The sequence below is a fragment of the Chromobacterium haemolyticum DSM 19808 genome (assembly GCF_000711885.1).
GTDB classification, from domain to species: domain Bacteria; phylum Pseudomonadota; class Gammaproteobacteria; order Burkholderiales; family Chromobacteriaceae; genus Chromobacterium; species Chromobacterium haemolyticum.
This window is the reverse complement of record NZ_KL543997.1, coordinates 1-21,082: the sequence shown is the minus strand read 5'-3', so window position 1 is coordinate 21,082 and position 21,082 is coordinate 1. Positions and strand designations below refer to the sequence as shown.

16 protein-coding genes and 1 rRNA gene are annotated in these 21,082 nt (G+C 63.8%); 10 read left to right on the top strand and 7 right to left on the bottom strand.

Annotation, left to right across the window (positions count from 1 at the left end; translation table 11 throughout):
* The 6 genes from BR71_RS24545 to BR71_RS22260 all read left to right on the top strand — a co-directional run.
* The coding region (locus tag BR71_RS24545; RefSeq protein ID WP_043642336.1) for an Ig-like domain-containing protein at positions 1 to 1,893 on the top strand (1,893 nt) is incomplete at its 5' end.
* 52 nt (positions 1,894 to 1,945) lie between these two features.
* Positions 1,946 to 3,469 (top strand): TolC family protein, encoded by a 1,524-nt coding sequence (locus tag BR71_RS22280; protein WP_052371017.1) that lies wholly within the window; start codon positions 1,946 to 1,948, stop codon positions 3,467 to 3,469.
* Complete coding sequence (locus BR71_RS22275) at positions 3,466 to 4,227, top strand: efflux RND transporter periplasmic adaptor subunit (RefSeq protein ID WP_043642334.1); 762 nt, start codon at positions 3,466 to 3,468, stop codon at positions 4,225 to 4,227. Before BR71_RS22280 ends, BR71_RS22275 begins: the two co-directional genes overlap by 4 nt.
* A gap of 7 nt (positions 4,228 to 4,234) precedes the next feature.
* Positions 4,235 to 5,566, top strand: a complete 1,332-nt coding sequence (locus tag BR71_RS22270) for an efflux RND transporter periplasmic adaptor subunit (RefSeq protein ID WP_043642332.1) — start codon at positions 4,235 to 4,237, stop codon at positions 5,564 to 5,566.
* A 2-nt stretch (positions 5,567 to 5,568) separates the two neighbouring features.
* A complete protein-coding gene (locus tag BR71_RS22265) occupies positions 5,569 to 7,677 on the top strand; it encodes a site-2 protease family protein (protein WP_244269683.1) in 2,109 nt (702 codons plus the stop codon).
* 197 nt (positions 7,678 to 7,874) lie between these two features.
* Positions 7,875 to 8,411, top strand: a complete 537-nt coding sequence (locus BR71_RS22260) for a GNAT family N-acetyltransferase (RefSeq protein ID WP_043642330.1) — start codon at positions 7,875 to 7,877, stop codon at positions 8,409 to 8,411.
* An 89-nt stretch (positions 8,412 to 8,500) separates the two neighbouring features.
* Here the strand turns inward: BR71_RS22260 and BR71_RS22255 are convergent, their stop codons facing one another.
* Complete coding sequence (locus tag BR71_RS22255; protein ID WP_043642328.1) at positions 8,501 to 8,833, bottom strand: hypothetical protein; 333 nt, start codon at positions 8,831 to 8,833, stop codon at positions 8,501 to 8,503.
* An 80-nt stretch (positions 8,834 to 8,913) separates the two neighbouring features.
* Complete coding sequence (locus BR71_RS22250) at positions 8,914 to 9,501, bottom strand: phage tail protein (RefSeq protein ID WP_019104296.1); 588 nt, start codon at positions 9,499 to 9,501, stop codon at positions 8,914 to 8,916.
* 324 nt (positions 9,502 to 9,825) lie between these two features.
* Here BR71_RS22250 and BR71_RS22245 point away from each other — a divergent pair, with 324 nt between their 5' ends.
* On the top strand, positions 9,826 to 12,096 hold the full coding sequence (locus BR71_RS22245) for a DNA internalization-related competence protein ComEC/Rec2 (protein WP_043642326.1): 2,271 nt from the start codon (positions 9,826 to 9,828) through the stop codon (positions 12,094 to 12,096).
* Positions 12,097 to 12,150: 54 nt separating this feature from the next.
* Here BR71_RS22245 and BR71_RS22240 read toward each other — a convergent pair whose 3' ends face one another.
* From BR71_RS22240 to BR71_RS24425, 5 genes are all read right to left on the bottom strand, one after another.
* Positions 12,151 to 13,044 (bottom strand): ATP-binding response regulator, encoded by an 894-nt coding sequence (locus BR71_RS22240; protein ID WP_043642324.1) that lies wholly within the window; start codon positions 13,042 to 13,044, stop codon positions 12,151 to 12,153.
* Complete coding sequence (locus BR71_RS22235) at positions 13,019 to 15,607, bottom strand: sensor histidine kinase (protein ID WP_052371015.1); 2,589 nt, start codon at positions 15,605 to 15,607, stop codon at positions 13,019 to 13,021. The genes BR71_RS22240 and BR71_RS22235 overlap by 26 nt, the downstream gene beginning before the upstream one ends.
* Before the next feature lie 45 nt (positions 15,608 to 15,652).
* Complete coding sequence (locus BR71_RS22230) at positions 15,653 to 16,444, bottom strand: ParA family protein (RefSeq protein WP_081862788.1); 792 nt, start codon at positions 16,442 to 16,444, stop codon at positions 15,653 to 15,655.
* Positions 16,445 to 16,565: 121 nt separating this feature from the next.
* Positions 16,566 to 17,048 carry a surface-adhesin E family protein gene (locus BR71_RS22225; RefSeq protein WP_043642322.1) on the bottom strand — a complete coding sequence of 161 codons (483 nt, stop codon included), beginning with the start codon at positions 17,046 to 17,048 and terminating at the stop codon, positions 16,566 to 16,568.
* Positions 17,041 to 17,271: a hypothetical protein gene (locus BR71_RS24425; protein WP_156039085.1), complete on the bottom strand. Its 231-nt coding sequence runs from the start codon at positions 17,269 to 17,271 to the stop codon at positions 17,041 to 17,043. The genes BR71_RS22225 and BR71_RS24425 overlap by 8 nt, the downstream gene beginning before the upstream one ends.
* Before the next feature lie 158 nt (positions 17,272 to 17,429).
* Here BR71_RS24425 and recQ point away from each other — a divergent pair, with 158 nt between their 5' ends.
* From recQ to BR71_RS22210, 3 genes are all read left to right on the top strand, one after another.
* Entirely contained in the window at positions 17,430 to 19,235 is a 1,806-nt protein-coding gene (recQ, locus tag BR71_RS22220) for a DNA helicase RecQ (protein WP_043642320.1), read from the top strand.
* Positions 19,236 to 19,319: 84 nt separating this feature from the next.
* The gene (gene argJ / locus BR71_RS22215) at positions 19,320 to 20,537 is read left to right on the top strand and encodes a bifunctional glutamate N-acetyltransferase/amino-acid acetyltransferase ArgJ (protein ID WP_043642318.1); all 1,218 of its coding nucleotides are present in this window, start codon (positions 19,320 to 19,322) and stop codon (positions 20,535 to 20,537) included.
* A 435-nt stretch (positions 20,538 to 20,972) separates the two neighbouring features.
* Positions 20,973 to 21,082, top strand: a 16S ribosomal RNA gene (locus tag BR71_RS22210); the annotation flags it as partial.

Sequence of the window (21,082 nt, the reverse complement as noted above, 5' to 3'; positions counted from 1 at the left end):
GGCATCACCGGCAACAACCAGCCCACGGTCACCGGCACGGCGGAGGCCAATAGCACGGTGACGGTGTACGTGGATGGCACGGCGGTGGGCACGGCGACGGCGGATGGGAGCGGGACCTGGAACTTTAACATTGCCACGCCGCTGAGCGACGGCAATCACAGTATCCGCGCCACCGCCACCGACCTGGCCGGCAATGCCAGCGGCCAGTCCACCTCGCGCAGCATCACAGTGGACACCAGTGCGCCTGCCGCGCCTAGCGGCGTTGGCCTGAGCAGCGCGACTGATACCGGGTCCAGCCACAGCGACGGCATCACCGGCAACAACCAGCCGACGATTACCGGCACGGCGGAAGCCAATAGCACGGTGACGGTCTATGTGGACGGCACGGCGGTGGGCACGGCGACGGCGGACGGCAGCGGGGTATGGAGCTACAACCTGAGCAGCGCTCTGACGGATGGCAATCACAGCATCCGCACCACCGCCACCGATTTGGCGGGCAACGCCAGCGGTCAATCGACGACCTACGTCATCACGGTGGACACCACCGCGCCGAACCGCCCGGCGAATACTGGTCTGACCCAGGCCACGGACTCCGGCTCCAGCAACCGGGACGGCATCACCAACGTCAACCGCCCCAGTGTCACTGGCTTGGCCGAGGCTGGCAGCAAGGTGGCTGTGTTTATCGACGGCGTGCAGGTAGGCACTGCCACCGCCGACGGCAGCGGCGTCTGGTTGTTTAATCTGAGTCAGGCGTTGGCGGACGGCAACCATAGCGTGCGCGCCACGGCTACCGACGTGGCCGGCAACATCAGCGCGCAGTCGGCGTCGTTCACGTTCACCGTGGATACCGCCGCGCCGGCGCCGCAGTCCTTCACCCAGTTGGACCCGGTTTCCAGCTCCGCCAGCAGCCTGCGCTACGACCTGGTGCTGAACAAACCCATTGTTGGCCTGAATGCCAGCGATCTGAGCGTGATCACCAGCGGCGGCGCTCGCGCCAGCATCGGCAATATCATCCGCATCAGCGATAGCCACTATGTGGTGCAGTTGACCGGGGTGGGCGGCGTAGGCTCAGTGGCGCTGGCGCTCAAGTCCGGCGCGGCGGCTGATCTGGCCGGCAATGTGACCCAGCAGCAGACGGTGGCTCCAGCCTATCAATTGAGCTCCGCCACCACGGTGGTGCTGCCGCCGCTGCAGCCGGCGGAAGCGACGCCGCAGCCCAACACGGCGCCGGTCATCAACATCGCGCCCATTACGCCCAATATCGTGCTGGCCGCGGTGAGCGGCGTGGGCAACGGCCCCGCGCAGACGCCGCAAGGCCCTGTCGGGCCTCTGACGAGCAATCCCGTCCAGGTTTCCTTTGGTCAGGACCGTTTCGCCCCGACGCCCAGCGAGCCGTTTGGACGCGGCAACGCCGGTCTGCCCTTTGTTTCCAATCTGGGCGGCACCTCGGGCGCGCCGCTGCAAGTAATGCCGGATCTGGGCGTAAGGCCGCTGGTGGCCGGGCAGGGCTTCAACTTCAGCCTGCCTCCCGGCACCGTGATTACCCGCAACCCGGACGCGGTGCTGAATATTCAGGTGCGTCAGAGCAATGGTCAGCCGCTGCCGACCTGGCTGAAGTTCGATCCTCAGACCGGCCGTTTCAGCGGCACGCCGCCGGCGGGCTGGAACCGATCCCTGTCTTTGGAAGTGACGGTCAGCGACCAAAACGGCCATCGCGGCGTTACGCATATGCAGTTGAAAACCGGCGCGGGCGAACGGGCGGCCGCGGCAACGGCAACGGAGAAGGTCGCGGCGGCTGGCAAGCCGGCTTTGCATGAGCAATTCCGCCAGCACGGCAGACCCGCGTTCGACCAGCAGATCGCCGAATGGCTGCAGGCGGAGGACGTGGTTTGACCGCGGGTTTCATCCATAACTTCACTAAACAAACAAACGCGCAGGGGACGATATGAAGCAACAAACACAGGGGGGAGGGGCCGGCCTCGGCGTTCTTCGAACGCTGGCCGCGCTGACCGCGTTGGCTTTGACCGGTTGCGCGGTCACGCCCACGCCGATGAGCCTGGGAGATCGCCAAGCCACGCTGGCGGCGGACCGCCAGGCCATGTTCGGCAGCCAGGAGCCGCTGGCCGGGCCGGTAACCTTGCAAGAGGCGATGGCGCGCGCGTTGAAGTACAACCTGGATTACCGGGTCAAGTTGATGGAAGAGGCGATGGCGCAGCGCCAGCTGGACCTGTCCAGCCTGGACATGCTGCCCAAGCTGGCGCTGGCCGCCGGCTACACCGCGCGCAACAAGGACAACGCCTCCTCGTCGCAGAACGTCGCCACCGGCGAGCAATCGCTGGTGCCGTCCATCTCCTCGGAGAAGCGCAGCCATACCGCGGACCTCAACTTGAGCTGGAACGTGCTGGACTTCGGCGTCAGCTACTACACCGCGCAGCAGCAGTCCGACCGCATGCTGATCCTGCAGCAGCGCAAGCGCAAAGTGGCGCAGCAATTGATGCAGCAAGTGCGTGAAGCCTGGTGGCAGGCAGTGGGCGCGCAACAGCTGGAGAGCCGCATCGATTCGCTGCTGGCCGAAACCAACCGCGCGTTGGAAGACGCGAGACAGGTGGAGAGGCAGAAGCTGCGCGCGCCGCTGGAAGCGCTGAACTACCGCCGCCAACTGCTGGACGTGATCCGTCAGATGGGCATGATCCGCAACGCGCTGGCCCAGGCCAAACCCAAGCTGGCCGCCATCATGAACGTGCCCCCTGGCACCGATTTCAAGGTGGCGGTGCCGGAAGGGCTGCCCACGCCGACCTTGGGGCTGAACCTGGAGCAGATGGAGGAAATGGCCCTGCTGAACCGACCGGAATTGAACGAGGCGCGTTACAACGAGCGCATCGGCGTCACCGAAACCCGCAAGGCCATCGCCAAACTGCTGCCGGGCCTGGAATTCAGCATCGGACAGAACTACGACAGCAATAAATTCCTGGTCAACAACTCTTGGAGCGACGCCGGCCTGCGCATCAGCTGGAACCTGCTCAATCTGTTCAGCGCCGGGCCGATCACCAAAGCCGCCGACGCCCAGCTGCAAGTGGCCAAGACCCAGCGCATGGCGCTGAACATGGCGGTGTTGACCCAGGTGCACGTGGCTTATCTGGACCTCAAGGGCCGTTCACGCCAGTTCTCGCTGGAGCAAGAGCTCAACGACGTGGAACAACGCATCTACGTGCAGAACCGCAACGCCACCGATAGCGGCGTGCAGGGCCGCCTGCCGGCGATCCTGGCCGACGCCAACGCGGTATTCTCCACGCTGCGCTTGTACCAAAGCTACGGCGATCTACAAAACGCCTACGGCCAGATGGGCTCCAGCCTGGGGATGGATCCGCTGCCGGAAAGCACCGCCAGCTATGATCTGCCGGCTTTGTCCGCCGCCTTCAAAGGCGCGGAAACGCGTTGGCAGGGGCAGGTGGCGGGGAGCAAGCCATGAAGTTGACGGTATTTCGGACCGCGGTTTGCCTGCTGGCGGCCGGCTGGGCTCAGGCGGCGACGCCGCCGGCCAAACCGTTGCCGGCGCCGGTGACCAACGCCAGCGACGGCCGCATCCGCGTGCAGTTGATGGCGCGCAACGCCGTGACCCTCTCCGGCGAGGTGGCGGCCAAAATCGCGGCCTTGCCGGTGCCTGAGGGCGCCAGCTTCAGCAAGGGCCAGGCTTTGGTGCAATTCGACTGCGGCAGTTATCGCGCCCAGCTGCGCAAATCCCAGGCCTCGCTGGAGGCCGCCAGCCAGTTGCTCAAGGTGAACAACCAACTGGCCAAACTCAATTCCGCCGGCGCTTTGGACGTGGCCCAGGCCCAGGGCAAAGCCAAGGAAGCGGCCGCGGACGCCAGCTATATGCAGACCATCGTAGGCAAATGCGTGATCAGCGCGCCGTTCAACGGCCGCGTGGCGCGCCGCATCGCCGCCGTGCACCAATACGTCAGCCCGGGCAATCCGGTGTTGGACATCGTCGATTCCGGCTCGCTGGAACTACGCATGCTGGTGCCGTCCAAATGGCTGGCCAAGCTCAAGCCCGGCAGCAAGTTCACCGTGGCGGTGGACGAGTTGGGCGCCAGCTTCCCGGCCAGGATAGAACGCCTGGGCGCGCAGATAGACCCGGTCAGCCAGTCCATCCTCGCGGTGGGCGTCATCGAGGGCAACGGCGCCAGCCTGTTGCCGGGGATGAGCGGCTGGGCCAGCTTCAAGTAGGCGGTGCATGGGGCACGCCGATAGAAGCCGGGAACTGGCCGGCCTGCTGCAGTTGCTGCATCGCGCGCGCGACGCGGTCAGCGCAGAGCAGCTGGGTTTCATCATCGTCAACGAAAGCCAGCAATTGCTGCCATACCGCCAGGCGGCGGTATGGCGCGAGGGCCTGCATCGCCATGTGACCGCATTGTCCGGCCTGGCGGAGCTGGACCCCACCGCGCCTTACATGCAATGGCTGTCCCGCGTCTTCCGCCATTTGGCGGAGGTCGGCGGGCAGGAAGCCGGACAGGACAGCCGCTTGCTCGAAGCCGGCGACCTGCCGACGGCGCTGGCCGAAGATTGGTCTTCCTGGCTACCGGCCCACGCGCTGTGGCTGCCCCTGGGCGAGCAGGGCGCCTGGCTGCTGGCGCGGGAAATGCCGTGGAGCGATTACGAGCGCAAGCTGGCGGAAGAGTTGGCTCATGGCTATGGCCATGCGCTGCTGCGCTTCGCGCCCAGACGCAACTGGCGGGAGCTGGCGGGGCAATGGCTGAGGCCCGGCCGCAAGCAGAGGAGATTGCTCATCGCGGCGTTGTTGCTGGCCTGCATGCCGATACGCCTCAGCGTGTTGGCGCGCGGAGAGGTGACGCCGCAAAACCCGGTGCTGCTGCGCGCGCCTCTCAGCGGGGTGATAGACCGCATTCAGGTGCAACCCAATCAGCGCGTCAAAGCCGGCGATCCCTTGTTTGATCTGGACGCCACCTCGCTGGCCGGTCAGTTCGCAATGGCCGCGCGCGAGCGAGACGCCGCGCAGGAAAGCTTTCGGGCCAGCGCCCAACTGGCGGTCACCGACGACAAGGGCAAGCTGGCCATGGCGCAGGACCGCGCCAAGCTCGAAGAAAAAAGCATCGCCGCCGAATACACCGGCCTGGAGCTGCAAAGATTGCACGTCACCGCGCCCAGCGCCGGCGTAGTGGTGTTTTCCGATCGCAACGACTGGCAGGGCAAGGCGGTGACGGTAGGTGAAAAAGTGATGACCCTGGCGGACCCCACCCATGTGGAACTGGCCGCCTGGCTGCCGGCGGCGGAGGCCATAGACGTGGCCCCCGGCGGCAAGATCACCCTCTACCCCAATGCCTCGCCCACCGAGTCCTATGACGCCGAAATCACCCGCGTCGCTTATAAGGCCGAGGCGGTGGAGGGCGGCCTGCTTGCCTACCGGCTGCAAGCCCGCTTCGTTGACGGCGACAAGCCGCGGTTGGGGCAGATGGGCACCGCCCGTGTCTACGGCGACTGGGTGCCGCTGATTTATTACGCTTTGCGCAGGCCGCTGACCGCCGCGCGGCAATGGCTGGGGTGGTGAGCATGCCATCTCCCGCCTTGCCCGCGCTGCGTCAGGAGCTGACGCTGCATCCCGGCCCGGTGCTGGCCGACGGCGCGCCCAGTTGGACCTTGCACGATCCCTGTGCCCACCGCTTTTATCAACTGGGCTGGGCCAGTTTCGAAATCCTGTCGCGCTGGCGGCTGGGCACCGCCGAGGCGGTGCTGCAAGCCGTCAATGCCGAAACCACGCTGCAACTTGGCGCTGAAGACATTGAAGCTGTGCTGTTGTTCTTGTCCCGCCATCAACTGCTGCAGGCCGCCAGCGTCGAGCAGAACGGCTGGCTGTGGCAGTTGCGCGAGGCCAACCGCCCCAGCCGCGCGATGTGGCTGTTGAAAAACTATTTGTTCTTCCGGGTGCCGCTGTTGAGGCCGGAGGCCCTGCTCAATCGCCTGCTGCCGTGGACCGGCTGGCTGTTCCATCCGCGTTTCTGGCTGGCGATGGGAGCGGTGCTGCTGCTGGCGTTGGCGTTGGTATCCCGGCGCTGGGACGAGTTCACCCATACTTTTTCCGCCTATGGCGGGGTCAGCGCCGCCATTGGCATCGGCTTGTCGCTGAGCCTGGCCAAAATCCTGCATGAAATGGGGCATGCGCTGACCGCGCGCCACTTCGGTTGCCGGGTGCCGGCCATGGGGGTGGCGTTTTTGGTGATGATGCCGGTGCTCTACACCGACACCAACGACGCGTGGAAGCTGAACTCGCGCCGTCAACGGCTGCTGATCGGCGGCGCCGGCATGCTGGCGGAGCTGGTTCTGGCCGCTTGGGCCACCTTGTTATGGAGCTTCTTGCCGGACGGCCCATTGCGAGCGGGGGTTTTCCTGTTGGCCACCACCACTTGGCTGGCGACGTTGGCGATCAACGCCAGCCCCTTCATGCGCTTTGACGGTTATTTTTTGCTGGCGGACTATCTTGGCCTGCCCAACCTGCATAACCGCGCTTTCGCGCTGGCGCGCTGGCAGTTGCGCAAAACGCTGTTGGGGCTGGACGACCCGGTGCCGGAGCACTTCCCGGCCGCGCGCCGACGCGGGCTGATTCTGTTCGCGTGGGCCACTTGGCTGTACCGGCTGGTGTTGTTTCTTTCCATCGCCTTCCTGGTCTATCACTTGTTCTTCAAGGCCTTGGGCATGCTGTTGCTGGCGGTGGAACTGGGATGGTTCATCGCCCGCCCGGTGGTGGGTGAACTGATGGTGTGGTGGCAGCGCCGAACCGATCTGTACTGGGGCCGCGAAACCCGCCGCAGCGCCGCTGCCTTGCTAGTCCTGACACTGGCGCTGATTCTGCCGTGGCAGCGCGAGGTGGCCAGCCCGGCGGTGCTGGGCGCCTTGCAGTCCCAGGGTTTGTACGCGCCGGCGGCAGGCGAAGTGGCCGAAGTGTTGGTGCGCGACGGCCAACTGGTCAAGGCGGGGCAGGTCATGGCCAGGCTCAGCTCGCCGATGCTGGAGGCGCAACTGGCGCTGGCCGGCGCCCGCGAGCGAGATCTGGCCTGGCAGACCGCGCAGCAACCGTTCAACCTGGAGCTGCAACAGCGTGGCCCCGCCTTGCGCAAGCAATGGCAGGTGGCGCAGGAACAAGTGGCCGCTTTGCGCCAGCAAATGGCCAGGCTCACCCTGGCGGCGCCTTTCGCCGGTCGGGTCGTGGACGTCAGCGACGCGCTGCGCGCCGGCACCGCGCTGGCCGAGGGAGAGCACCTGCTGGACGTGGTGGGACCCGACGGGGTCAAGGGAGAAGCCTTTGTCGAGGAGGCGGCGCTGAACGGACTCAAGCCGGGGCATGTTGCTCGCTTCGTCGCCGACGGCGGGGAGTTTTGGAGCGTGGAATGCAGGCTGGGCCAGATCGACAGGCTTAATCTGCCCTTGCTGGATCAGCCCTTGCTGGCCTCTACCTATGGCGGGCCGGTTCCCACCGAGCAACGGGACCGCGGCCTGGTGCCGCTGGCGGCCACCTTCCGCGTGCGCCTGGAGCGCTGCGACCGCCGCGGCGCGCCGCTGCGGGAACTGGCCGGCGTAGCGAGGCTGCAAGGCGAGCGTTACAGCTTGCTGGAACGCGGGGCGCGTCAGTTGCTGGCGGTGTTTCGCCGGGAAGCGGGGTTGTAAGAACCAGCTCAAAGCCTGCTGCGCTTCGGCGAGACGGCGTTAAAAATGAGCTCAAAATGCTCATGCACCGTGCGCGCACTCCGCTTTCTCAGCCGTTTTCGCCTGATTTGCAAGATCTTGCGCGCGCTGGCGCGTAGAACGAAACGGGCGCGCCGCCGGCGCGTCCCGCAACAGGTTTTGGAAAGGAGCCGTTCATCATGTCCTCATTCTTGAACACTTCCTCGCTGGCCGAAGGCTTGCATCTACGCCCGGCGCGGCATCTCGACGAGGCCTTCATTGCCAGTCTCTACCGCAGCGCGCGCCCGGACCTGCAACTGATAGACGGAGAGGAGGAACTGATCCGCACCGTACAGGAACAGCAATACCAGGTGCTGCAACGCGGCGCAGGCGACAACTATCCGGATGCGATGCACTTCGTCATCGAAAAAACCGGGACTAGCGTCGGCGTGGTGATGGTGGATTTTGGCCATAACGAAGTGCGCATCATCTTCCTGGCCATGGTGCCGGAAGCGCGCGGTCTGGGTTACGGCAAGGAAGTGCTGATGGGCTTGCAGCAGGCGGCCTGGCAAGTGCGCGCGTCGCTGGCGGTCGTGGTTTGGCACAGCAATGTGCAAGCGCGCCGGCTCTATCACCAATTGGGTTTTGTGCTGGAAGAAGCCGGCGACATGGCGGACAAGCTGGTGTGGCGGCCCGAGCGCCACTCGCCGCGGGGCGAGGTTCGGGTCGGGTTGTAGCGTCGGCGGCCTGACGGGAGCGGCCACTCCCGGCGGGCCGGCTTAGAGCCTGTTTACGATCTTGATCGCGCGCGCCTTGAAGCGGCTGCTCAGTTGAAAGGCAGCTGGAAGTAGGCCAGCGCCGGGTCGCGTCCGGCGGGAATCACCCGGCCTATCCATACCAGATCCAGGCGGATGGCGTCGCTGTGTTCGGTGGCGGGCAGCTCCAGTTGACCCACTGCGTCCTCTAGGTTGGTGGCGCCTTCGGCGGCCAGTTCCACCACAAAAGGCGTGCGCCGCGCGGTCTGGTGCGGCGATTGAGCCTGCGGCCGTAGCTTCACGGCCTGCACCTGTAGCGAAATATCGGGATGTTGCGGGTTGCGGAAGATGCAGTGTTTGCCGAGTAGATGCATGAAATCTTCGGCTTGGACGGTGGCGAGCATGGCGAGATCCCCCTGAAGACAAAGGCCGCCGCCCCTGCGCGGAGAGGCGGCCGGAAGCGGCGCAACGCCGCGTATTGTGATTATGGACGAACCGGATACAGGCCGTTGATGGCGATACAGAAATTCAGCGCCAGGAAGGGGTTGAGCACGCTGACCGGAGCGTTGCCGCCGGTCAGATCGGTATTGCCGGTGGCGGACAAGCCCTGCACCGAAACTGGATTGTTGAGCGCCGTGGACCAGATGGTGGCCAAGCCGGTGCCGGCGCCGGAAGCGCCCAGGTAGGGGTTGCTGGCGCTGGGCGCGCTGGCCGGGGTGGCCGGCGTCGGCGTGCCGGCGGCGTGGAAGGTTACTGCCATGGAGGTGGCGGTATGGGAGTGAGCCGGCAAGTTGGCCACGCTGAGCGCCACGTTTTGGGTGCCGCCGAACTGGCCGGGGTTGTAGGCAGGCAGATTATAGGCGGGCTGGGCGGGACCGGTGCCAATGGCCATGCGGCCGGTCAGGTTGGGCAGCTTGAAGTTTTGCGACGCGGTGCCGCCGTAGAGCGTGCCCAGCAGCGAGTACAAGGCTTCGTACTGCGATACCTGATAGGTCTGGCCCTGGCACAGCGCCCAGTCTTGCGGCGCGTAATTGAAGCCGTAGACCGTAATAGTGCCCATGTATGCGTCCATGTGTTCCTCCTGCGAGTGATCCGCCTGGCGGTTGCCAGATGGGAAAACCGTGTTTCAAAGTGAAGCCGGCTGCCGCGCTTGAGACCGCTTGGAGCCAAGCGGGGCTTCGCGGCGACCGGGCGTTTTTGAAAGCGCTTGTCCTAGGTGTAGCCCAGCGCCCTGTTAATGCAATACGCATTTACACTGCTTATTTTTTTGATATTTATCTGCTACGAGTGGGGTTTTGGCGTGAAAAAAATACATATAGCATGATGGTTGGCTAGTGGTTTAGTGAATGTGTTTAATAGATTGCGATGGCGCGGCATCGCTGTCTAAGATGCCGGCATGCTTGTCTTGATCGCACTGCTATGCGGCATTGCTATTTGCGCCGCCTTGCCGGCCTTGCCCGCTGCGACGGGGTGCTTGGGCCTGGCTGTGGGCGCTGCGGCGCTGGCGGCTTGCCTGCCGTTGCGGGCGCGGCCTTGGGCCGCCCTGATTCCCGCCTTCCTGCTGGGGCTAGGCTATGCTGCCTGGCGCGCCGACTACCGCATGGCGCAGCAACTGCCGGCCGATTGGCAGCAGCGGTCCATCGTTTTCGTCGGCGAGGTGCGCGGCCTGCCGCAGGCCGGGGAGTATGGGACGCGGCTGATCATGGAGGTGGAGCGCACGCTGACACCGGGCGTCAAGCTGCCGCAAACCGTGCGGCTTACGGATTTTCTTCAGCGCGATTGGCCAACAGGCAGCCGCTGGCGGGCGGAAGCGCGCTTCAAGCGCAGCCGCGGCACGGCCAATCCATTCGGTTTCGACGTTGAACAATGGCAGTGGTCGGAAGGCGTGTTAGCCAGCGGTTCGTTGAGACCGGGCGAGCGCCGGCTGGAGGACAGCCGAGCGCCTCTGGCCTGGGTGGATCGCGCGCGCGCCGCTCTGGTGGCGCGCATAGAGCGGGTGTTGGGCGAGTCGCGCGAAGCGGCCCTGATCGCCGCGTTGACGGTGGGTGCCCAGCAGCGTGTGGCGCGAGAGGATTGGGGCTTGTTCGCCGCCACCGGCCTGACTCATCTGGTTTCGATCTCCGGCCTGCACATCACCATGCTGGCGGGTTTGGCGGCGACGGCGCTGGCCTGGTTGTCGCGAAGGCTGCCGGTCTTAGGCTTTCCGCCGCGCTTGCTGATCGCCGGCGGGGCTTTTCTGACGGCGGCGGCCTATGCCTTGCTGGCTGGTTTTTCGGTGCCGACCCAGCGCACGCTGTTCATGTTGGGCGTCGGACTGGCCTCTCTGTGCCTGCGGCGCGGCTTGTCGCCGTTTCGCATCTGGTGGCTGGCCTTGGCGGTGGTCTTGCTGATGGATCCTTTCTGCGTGCTGGCGCCTGGCGTCTGGCTGTCTTTCGGCCTGGTAGCCGCCTTGATGGCCAGTTCCGTTGCCAGACGCCGCGCGCCGGGCAAATGGCGGGCGGCGTTGGCGGGACAGTGGGCGGCGGGCGTATGCACGCTGGCGCCGCTGGCTTGGTGGTTCGGCGGCATTCCGCTGGTGTCGCCGCTGGCCAACGCTTTGGGCATCCCCTATGTGTCGGTCTTGCTGACGCCGCTGGCTTTGGCCGCAGCCTTGTTGCCGTTGGAGTGGCCGCTGCATTTGGCCGCTTGGCTGGTGCGCGGTTTTTACTGGGGGGTGGAGTGGTTGGCGCAAGCGCCGGCCATGTCCTTGGCCGGAACGCCGCTGCCGCTGTTCTTGCTGGCCTTGCTTGGGTCGGTGTGGCTGATCGCCCCGCGAGGCGTGCCGGGACGAGGGTTGGCGGCTTTGATGTTGCTGCCGATGTTGGCTTATCAGCCCCCGCCGCCGGCACAGGGGGAATTCCGCGCCACCATGATGGATGTAGGCCAGGGCCTGGCGGTGCTGGTGCAAACCCGGAACCGTTACTTGTTGTTCGATACGGGACTTGGCGGGGCAGAGAGAATCCTGTTGCCACAGTTGCGCGGTTTGGGCGTCAAGGCATTGGATAGCCTGGTGCTGTCGCATCACCATAGCGATCACGACGGCGCCGCTGCCGAGCTGGCTACCGCCTTGCCGGTGGGGCGAGTGCTGGCCGGCCAGCCGGAGTCCTTGCCGGAGCTGGGGTTGAGCGGCGAGGGCTGCCGTCCTGGACAGAGCTGGGCATGGGACGGGGTGCGTTTCGATGTGCTGGGCCCACCGGACACGGCGCCGGCCAACGACGAGAACGCGCAGAGCTGTATTTTGCGAGTGGCCGGCATGAAACACGCGCTCTTGCTCAGCGGCGATGCGCCGGAGGCGGTGGAGCGCATGTTGGCCGCTCAGCCTGGGCTGCGCTTGCGCAGCACGGTGTTGGCCGCCGGCCACCATGGCAGCCGCACCTCCACCGGGGCCGCCTGGTTGGCGGCGGCGCAGCCGGAAGTGGTCTTGATCAGCGCCGGGTACCTGAACCGTTACCGCCATCCGCATCCGTCGGTGCTGAGACGGGTGGAGGAGGCTGGGATCGCTGTGTTGCGCACCGATCTGGACGGCGCGCTGACTTTGGAGTTCGGCGACGGGGTGGAGTGGAGCTGCCTGCGCGACAGCCAGCGCCGTTATTGGCGCGAGCGCGGCGATTGCGGCGAGCCGCCTTGAAGCTAGAGCTTGGCGGACACATGGGGGACGCCGCGGCAGGCATGGCGCCGATTCTCATTCCCCGCTGTTGACGTGGGCCACCACGATATTGCCCTGCCCCTGGTAGTGCAAGCCGTCAAAGGAGAGTTTGCGCGCGATCAGGATGCCGCGACCGTGGCTGGACATCAGCGAGGCGGGTTCGGCGTTCTGGTAGCGTTCCCAATCAAAGCCCGAGCCCATGTCGCTGATAGTGAAACGCATCTGTTCCGGTTCGCGGCTGAAATCCACGGAGACCTGGCGCAGTCCCAGCACCGGGTCCTGCATGCGGCGAGCCAGCTCGGCTTCCCACTGCCCTTCGGCCATGTAGTGGCTTTTTTCGTCGAAGCTGATGTCCAGGTTGCCGTGCTCGATGGCGTTGACCAGTAGTTCGAACAGACCGGTGGCCACTCGCTCCGGATGGGCGCAGGTTTTGGCCAACAAGGCGGTGATGGTTTGGGCTTCCTTGTGGCTGCGGCAGGTGAAGGAGGCCTTGTTCAGATGACGCAAGGCATCGACGTGCAGGTTGGCCAGCTCGCGGAAATGGGCGTAGCGGTCCCAGTGGCCTATCGCCGCTTCGACGATGGCGAGCAGCATGTCACGGGAAAACGGTTTGGTCAGGTAGTAGAAGGCGCCTGCGGCCAGCCCTTCCTGCACGCTTGAGGCCGCCTCCATGGCGGTTTGCATGATGACCGGCAAAAACTCAAGCCGCGGCTCGCTTTTGATGCGTCTGAGCACATCGAAACCGCTGATGCCGGGCATCATCTTGTCCAGCAGAACGGTGGAGAAAGTTTCGCCTTCGCGTTGCAGGATGGCCAGCGCGGTTTCGCCGTCCTCCGCCTGGACGACTTCGTGGCCGGCGTCCTGCAGCAGCTCTGCCATCAGCTCCAGATTGAAGGGTTCGTCGTCAACGAGTAGTAGTTTGTGGGGCATGGTTGGTGTCCTCCGTGGCGCCGGCTGGCCGGGTGCGCGGAATGATGAAGGTGAACAGCGCGCCGTGCGTCGGCAAATTGCTGGCGAAGATGCGTCCATGGTGAGCGGTGATGATTTCGCGGCAAATGGCCAGCCCCAGGCCGGTGCCGCCGGCGCCGGTCTTGGTGCTGCTGCTCTGGATGAATTTGTCGAAAATGCTTTCCAGCTCGGACTCCGGCACGCCGGGGCCGGCGTCTTCCACGGTGACGAGAATGTTCTCGCCGTCGGCGTCCTGGCGCAGGCAGGCGTTGACGCCGATTTCACCGCCGCGGGGGCTGAACTTGATGGCATTGGACAGCAGGTTGCGCATCACTTGGCCGATACGGAAGGGATCGATGTCGGCGTTCAGCGGTTCTGGCGTGCAGTTCAGATCGATGCGGATCTCGTTGAGCGCGGCCAGCGGCGTCATTTCGTCGCAGATATCGCGCAGGCATTGGCACAGATTGTTGCGGCTCATGGTGTATTCCATGCGGCCCACTTCCATCTTGGCCAGGTCAAGCAAATCGTTGAGCAGCGTCAGCAGCCGGTTGCCGCTGCTCTGGATGCGGCTGAAATATTGCGCCATCTTGTCGTCGTTCTGCCCGCGCGAGCGGGCCTGACCCATCTCGGTAAAACCGAGGATGGCGTGTAGCGGCGTGCGCAGCTCATGGGACATATTGGCCAGGAATTCGGTTTTGGCGCGGCTGTTTTCCTCGGCCAGCACTTTGGCGTGGCGCAGGGTTTCCTCCAGTGCGCGCTGAGCGGAGAAATCCTGGTACAGCCAGATGGTGCCGAGCTTGGGCACCGAGGGGTTGATGGCCTTGCCGTACAGCCGGCACCAGAACAGCTTGCCGGTGCCGGTGCGCAGTCTTTGTTCGGTTTGCACCACCTTGCCGTCGTTGAGCAGGCTGTACAACGCTTTGCCAGTGCGCTCCCATTGTTCCGGCGATTCGAAGAAGGGCATCGTGCTTTGGCCCAGGACGGCTTCCTCGCGCTGCTCGAACAGGTCGAGGAAGGCGCGGTTCACCTGGAGCAGGTTGCGGTCCACGATGTAGGCCATCGCCATCGGGCTGGCGTCCAGCAGCGCGGACAGCTGGCGGCTTTGCACTTCCACCTGCTCGGCCAGGCTGTTTTTCAGCTCGATCAGCGCCGCTTCTTGTTCCTTGCGGATGGAAATGTCGCGGCAGACCACCACGTAGAACCAATCGTCCGGCAGGGTGACCCGGCTGAGCGAGAGCTCCACCGGCAGCAGATGCTCGTCGCTGCGGCGCAAGCTGGCTTCGAAGGGCCGGCCTTCATGCTCTTGGGCGATGTGTTCGAAGCTGCGCGCCGGATTGCGGTCGTACAACTCGTCCAGCAGTTTGCCTATCGGCAGTTGGCGCACCATGTCCGCCGATTGGCCGATCAAGCGAACCGCCGCCGGGTTGATCTGCAAGACCAGGCCTTGGTGGTCTATCAGAATGATGGCGTCGGAACTGGCCTGCAGAATGGCGCGTTGGCGCGCCTCGCTCTGCGCCAGCGCTTGCTCGGACATCACCCTGTCGTTGATTTGCTCGCGCAGCGTGCGCGTATTCATTTCCAGCTGCTGCTGGCTGCGCTTGAGCTGATCCTGCATCCGGCGGCGGGATTGGGCCTGTTGTTGCTGGAACCAGAACATCGCCAGCAAAAAGCCGGCGGTAGTGGCCAGGATGGCCCAGTGGGTCAGACGCATGCCGGGATTGGCCACGCCTTGAGGATAAGCGCCGAACAAGATCTCGTTGCCGCCCAGGTTGTGGCGAATGGTGTACAAGGGCGGCATGGACGGCAACGGCCGGGTGGGCTGAGAGTCCAGCAAGGGCGCGTCGGGCTGCTCCTGGGTCCAGGCGACAATGCGCACATGGCGCAAGGGGCTGGCGGTGCCGGGTTCGCGCTGGCTGTCCTGAATCAGCTTGTCCTTGCGCAGATTCAACAGCAGCAGCGTGTTGTCATCGTTTAGCCGCACCACGATGTCCAGACGGCTGCCATTGCTGCCGGGCAGCGTGGTCGGCATCAGCACCGGTTGGGTGCTGTGGCGCGCCAGGTCCATTTTGCGGCGGGCATTGCCGACGCCGCCCAGGTCCAGGCCTTGCGGCAAGGCGTTGCTGTCGTCAGGCAGATAACTGGAGATCGGATAGTACAGCGGACGGCGCGGGCTGGGCGCCAGATGCCGGTCCTGGAGCACGCGAATACTATTGGCGATGCGGCTCTCGAACGCCTCGCGCTGCTCCGGGCGCACATATTCGATGATGCCCAGTCCGCCGAACGGCGTATCGTCGCGTATGGTGCTGCGCGCGAGCACGGCCAGAGAGCGTGGCTGGGGGCTGTTGGCCAGGCTTTGCGCCAGCACGGCGGAGTGGTCCAGCATCGCTTGCACTCGCACGCGCAGCAATTCGGCGCTCAGCTCGCCCCAGTAATGCTGACGGTCGATGAGCTCGGCGCGTTCATCGTTGATCATCAGCCAATATTCGGCGGATAGCAGGCCGACGCTCAGCAGGCCGCTAATCACCAGCGAGCTCAGGCGATTCAAGGAAAGCCGCCTCCGCGCAAGCCGGCAGACGGCGATCCGGGGCGCTTAGGTTCGCCGTCCATCCTGCGCCAGCTCCTGGTAAAGAGCCTCGAACTCGCGCGACAGTTTGTGGCGTGGGTCCAGGTACACCATGGGAAGCGCCGCATCGTGTGACTCCCGGATTTTCACGGATGAAGACAACGGAGAGGACAGCACCGGCAGGCCTTCTTGCTTAAGTTCCTCCACCAGGCGCACCGGCAAGCTGGCCCGGGCCTGGAACTGGTTGACCACGATGCCTTCAATGAACAGCTCGGGGTTGTGGTCGGCGCGAATTTCCTCGGTGTTCACTTTCAGGTTATAGAGGGCCTGGCGGGAAAAGGCATCGCAGTCGAAGGGAATCAGGCAGCGGTCCGCGGCGATCAAGGCCGAGCGGGTGAAGAAGTTTAAAGCCGGCGGAGTGTCGATCCAGATTTCGTCGAACTGGCCGCTCAAACTGTCCAGCGCTTCCTTGAGCTTGAACATTTTGTAGCGCGCCTCCAGTTTGCCCATCAGCTCGGCAAGGTCCGGGTGCGAGGCCAGCAGGCTGAGCCCGGGCAGCGGCGTGGCGCGGACGAAGTCAGACGGCTCCTTGCTGAACATGGAGATATTCAGCATCTGCTCGAACAGGCCGGCCAGCGACGGCGCCTCGTCCCTAGCGGCGGAGCCCATCAGATAATGGCTGGCGTTGCCTTGCGGGTCCAGGTCCACCAACAGCACCCGTTTTCCCTGCTTGGCGGCGACGGCGGCCAGGTTGACGGTAATGGTGGACTTGCCCACCCCCCCTTTTTGATTGAAGACCACTCGTCTAATCGCTTGCATGGGTGCTCCAGGCATGGGGCCGGTTGGGCGGCGGGGCCGCTACGCAGAAGAGGCCCGCTCGCCTTTTGGCGCGACGCGGGGCCGGGCCGCGCCGCGCGCGAGCGGGTAGGGCGAATCGGGTTCAGAACCCTGGGTCGCCCTTGCATACCAGCAACATTTGTTGATAGCTGGCCGAATTCTGCACCACCGGCATAGGTTTTATCTGAGCGTCATTATAGGTGAAGCTGGCGATCTGGCGGCCGTTCTCATCGAACAACCCCATGTCCAGCAGGCGGAAAGTGCGTTGCGAGCAGTCTATCTGCCAAGTATTGATCGACACCTTGTGGCGCGGCGTGGACAGGAAGTTTTCCTTCTTCAGGTTGAAGATGGTTTTACGGTCTCGGAAACTGACCAGCTGGCCCTGTTTGCGGACCGACAACTTGTCCAGCTCGTTCAGAATGTTGCCGTTGGGGGACACCCCCAGGTTTTGCCAATCGGCGTTGGCTGGGCTGGCGCCGGATTGAATAGGCTTGCCGACGGTCGACGGGCTGGGTGCTTTGCTAGGGGCGCTGGCGCAGCCGCTGATCACTGCGGCCGCCAACAGGACGGGCCAAATATTACGCATTGATGCCTCCACGAAATCGTCGGTCAGTGTCGCACAGCGGAAGAAAGGCTCCAAGTCTGGCGCGCGGTGCGGTTCGAGCGGCGCCGGGCAGAGGTTGGCTGCCGGAAGCCTTCGACAGCGCCGCGCCGCAAAAAATCCTCAATGCCATGTAAGTATTTTTTTGCGAGAGAACACCAAAAATAAATGTAAAAAACGGAACTTCGCGAGTGTCCCACAGGTCCATGGTAGTGCGAGAGCATTTTTCCTCTTCGTTTCACATTGTCTCCATCCAACTTTATGGCCGCTGCACTCCAGCGGCCCTTTTTTTGCCCATTGCGCCCGAGACAGGACGCTGCCGGCCACTTGCCGTACAATAGTCCCCTTCTCGCAAGAAGACGGCTTATGCAGGACGCGCTCTCCCTACTCAATAATATCTTCGGCTATCCCGAATTCCGCGGGCAGCAAGGGGAGATTGTCGATCATGTCGCCCAGGGCGGCCACGCGCTGGTGCTGATGCCCACCGGCGGCGGCAAAAGCCTCTGTTTCCAGATCCCCGCGCTGATGCGTCCAGGCGTCGCCATCGTGGTGTCGCCGCTGATCGCGCTGATGCAGGACCAAGTGGCCACTCTGGTGGAACAGGGCGTGGCCGCGGCCTGCCTCAATTCCGCCACCCCGCTGGACGAAGCGCGCGACATCGCGCGCCAGGCGCGGGCCGGCTCGCTGGACCTCTTGTACGTGGCGCCGGAACGTTTGCTGACACCGCGCTTCCAAGAGTTCGTATCTCAGCTGAACATCAGCCTGTTCGCCATCGACGAAGCGCATTGCGTCAGCCACTGGGGCCATGACTTCCGTCCGGAATACCAGCAATTGGGCTTCCTGGCCGAACGTTTCCCGCAAGTGCCGCGCATTGCCCTGACCGCCACCGCCGACGAACAAACCCGCGCGGACATCATTGATTACTTGAAGCTGCAGGATGCGCGCGTTTTTCTGTCCAGCTTCGATCGGCCCAACTTGTTCTACCAAGTGGTGGAAAAGCACAACGCCAAGAAGCAACTGCTTGATTTCATCCGCAACGAATACCCGGGCAGCGCCGGCATCGTCTATTGCCTGTCGCGCAAGCGCGTGGAAGACACCGCGCAATGGTTATGCGACAACGGCATTCACGCGCTGCCCTACCACGCCGGCCTCAGCCATCAGCAGCGTGAGGCGAATCAGCGCGAATTCCTGCGCGACGAGGGCGTGGTCATGGTGGCCACCGTTGCCTTCGGCATGGGCATCGACAAGCCGGACGTGCGCTTCGTCGCTCATATCGACATGCCCAAGAGCCCGGAGAACTTCTATCAGGAGTCCGGCCGCGCCGGCCGCGACGGGCTGCCCGCCGCCAGTTGGTTGTGCTATGGACTCAACGACGTGGTGCAGCTGCGGCAAATGATAGAGGGCGGGGAAATGGCCGAACTGCAAAAGCAGGTGGAGCTAGGCAAGCTCGAAGCCATGCTGGCCTTTTGCGAAGCCGCGTCCTGCCGCCGTCAGCACATCCTGGCGCATTTCGGCGAACAGAGCAGCCCTTGCGGCCATTGCGACAACTGCCTGCATCCGCCCATCACCTTCGACGCCACCGTGGCGGTGCAAAAGCTGCTGTCCTGCATTTACCGGGTGGAGCAGCGCTTTTCCGCCGGCCACGTGATCGACGTGCTGCTGGGCCGCGCCAATCAAAGCGTTGGCCATTACGGCCACGATAAGCTATCCACCTTCGGCATCGGTCGAGATTACAACCAACGTGTCTGGCGCTCCATCGTTCGCCAACTGGTGGCGCGCAAGCTTTTGCATGTCGACATCGCCCGCGGCCAATCGCTGGTGTTGAGCGATGAATGCCGCAGCGTGCTCAAAGGCCAGGAAAAAGTCTATTTGCGGCCGGTGGCCGACGACAAAGCGTCGCGCAGCACAGCCAGCGCCGACCGCTGGCTGCGCACCGAGCGCGAAGAACGGCTGTGGCAGGCGCTGCGCGGCTGGCGCCGACAAATGGCGGACGAACACAATGTGCCGGCCTACGCGGTGTTCTCCGACCGCACCTTGCGAGACCTGGTGGAAAAGCATCCGACCTCGCGTGCCGGCCTGGCCAAGGTCTATGGGTTGGGGGAGCTCAAACTGGCGCGCTACGGCGAGGCGCTGCTCGAATTATTGAACGCGGCGGCGGCCGAGGCGGGCTGATCCGTCTGCCGTTTTAGTTTCCAGTCCGGCGGAACAAATCCGCTACAATCGATGCGAATAATATTGATTGATCTGGAGCGATAGATGGCAGTAAACCTCAAGCCCGTCAGCGGCGAACATCTCTTCCCCATTCCCGGCGTGGAATTGAGCGTCGCCGCCGCCGGCATCAAGAAAGCCGACCGCAACGACGTGTTGGTCATCCGTCTGGACAAGGGCAACACCGTTGCCGGCGTGTTCACCCAAAACCGCTTTTGCGCCGCTCCGGTGCAAATCTGTAAAAAGCATCTGGACGCCGGTGTGCAAATCCGCGCGCTGGTCGTCAACACAGGCAACGCCAACGCCGGCACCGGCGAACAAGGCCGTAGCGACGCGCTACAAGTCTGCCGGACGCTGGCCGATGAGCTGGGCTGCCAACCCGAACAGATTCTGCCCTTCTCCACCGGCGTGATTCTGGAACCGCTGCCGGTAGACAAGATCACCGCGGCGCTGCCGGGACGACAAGGCGCGGACTGGGCCGATGCCGCCCGCGCCATCATGACAACGGACACCGCGCCCAAAGCGGTTAGCGCCCGCCTGACGCTGGAGGGCCACCCGGTCAACATCACCGGCATCTCCAAAGGCGCCGGCATGATCCACCCCAATATGGCCACCATGCTGGGTTTCATCGCCACCGACGCCGCGGTAACCCGTCCGGTGCTGCGTCAATTGGTGAAGGAAGTGGCCGATGTTTCCTTTAACTGCATCTCGGTGGACGGTGACACCTCCACCAACGACAGCTTCATCCTGATCTCCACCGGTCAGAGCGGGGGGCCGTTGATCGATTCCCCGCAGCAGGCAGCCTACCAAGCGTTAAAGGCGGAACTGGTTCAAGTCGCCACGGCATTGGCCCAGGCCATCGTCCGCGACGGAGAGGGCGCCACCAAGTTCATCACGGTCAAAGTCGAGGGTGGCCGCTCGTTCGAAGAATGCAAGGACGTCGCTTACGCCATCGCGCGCTCCCCGCTGGTGAAAACCGCTTTCTTCGCCTCCGATCCCAACCTGGGGCGTCTGCTGTGCGCCATCGGCTACGCTGGGGTGCAGGACCTGGATGTCGATCGCCTGGAACTGTATCTGGACGATGTGCTGGTCGCCGTCAACGGCGGGCGCAATCCTCTATATAAAGAAGAAGACGGCCAGCGCGTGATGGCCCAGCCGGAAATCCTGGTGCGGGTGAACTTGGGACGCGGCGCGGCGGAGGCTACGGTTTGGACCTGCGACTTCTCCTATGATTATGTGAAAATCAATGCGGACTACCGTAGCTGAGCAAAACTTTTGAGCCATCTTGGCGTGGGCGCCGGCCTGAAAACCGGCGCTCATTTCAGTCAAAGCCCCGGTTTGCGGGGCTTTGACGCATATGAGCTCCCCCCTTGAAGCGAGGTCAGGTAGGACGCACGGAATAAATCATTCCTGCCCGATATGACCGATTCTTTACAAATCAACGGTTTGTTGAGGCTGCTTGCGGAAATGGCGGTTTTTATCAAAAAAGGTGTTGACGGGTTCAGAGTCGTGACGTATAGTTCGCCTCCTCAGCAGACAACGCAGCGACGGAAACGAAACGCAGCGGTCCGCACCGATCTTTAACAGAACGAATAACCGATAGGTGTAAGTGCTCGGTCGATGACCAAACACTTGCACTGCAAGACGAGAAATGTCTCGATGTTTCTTTGATCTTGCGTGCCAGAAAATTTGCTTGGAATTGAACTGAAGAGTTTGATCCTGGCTCAGATTGAACGCTGGCGGCATGCTTTACACATGCAAGTCGAACGGTAACAGGGTGCTTGCACCGCTGACGAGTGGCGAACGGGTGA

Bases quoted from the DNA above. Each gene is read 5' to 3' on its own strand.
- BR71_RS22280 (WP_052371017.1), top strand. From the start codon at position 1,946: ATGAAGCAACAAACACAGGGGGGAGGGGCCGGCCTCGGCGTTCTTCGA.
- BR71_RS22275 (WP_043642334.1), top strand. From the start codon at position 3,466: ATGAAGTTGACGGTATTTCGGACCGCGGTTTGCCTGCTGGCGGCCGGC.
- BR71_RS22270 (WP_043642332.1), top strand. From the start codon at position 4,235: ATGGGGCACGCCGATAGAAGCCGGGAACTGGCCGGCCTGCTGCAGTTG.
- BR71_RS22265 (WP_244269683.1), top strand. From the start codon at position 5,569: ATGCCATCTCCCGCCTTGCCCGCGCTGCGTCAGGAGCTGACGCTGCAT.
- BR71_RS22260 (WP_043642330.1), top strand. From the start codon at position 7,875: ATGTCCTCATTCTTGAACACTTCCTCGCTGGCCGAAGGCTTGCATCTA.
- BR71_RS22255 (WP_043642328.1), bottom strand. From the start codon at position 8,833: ATGCTCGCCACCGTCCAAGCCGAAGATTTCATGCATCTACTCGGCAAA.
- BR71_RS22250 (WP_019104296.1), bottom strand. From the start codon at position 9,501: ATGGACGCATACATGGGCACTATTACGGTCTACGGCTTCAATTACGCG.
- BR71_RS22245 (WP_043642326.1), top strand. From the start codon at position 9,826: ATGCTTGTCTTGATCGCACTGCTATGCGGCATTGCTATTTGCGCCGCC.
- BR71_RS22240 (WP_043642324.1), bottom strand. From the start codon at position 13,044: ATGCCCCACAAACTACTACTCGTTGACGACGAACCCTTCAATCTGGAG.
- BR71_RS22230 (WP_081862788.1), bottom strand. From the start codon at position 16,444: ATGCAAGCGATTAGACGAGTGGTCTTCAATCAAAAAGGGGGGGTGGGC.
- BR71_RS22225 (WP_043642322.1), bottom strand. From the start codon at position 17,048: ATGCGTAATATTTGGCCCGTCCTGTTGGCGGCCGCAGTGATCAGCGGC.
- BR71_RS24425 (WP_156039085.1), bottom strand. From the start codon at position 17,271: ATGGACCTGTGGGACACTCGCGAAGTTCCGTTTTTTACATTTATTTTT.
- recQ (WP_043642320.1), top strand. From the start codon at position 17,430: ATGCAGGACGCGCTCTCCCTACTCAATAATATCTTCGGCTATCCCGAA.
- argJ (WP_043642318.1), top strand. From the start codon at position 19,320: ATGGCAGTAAACCTCAAGCCCGTCAGCGGCGAACATCTCTTCCCCATT.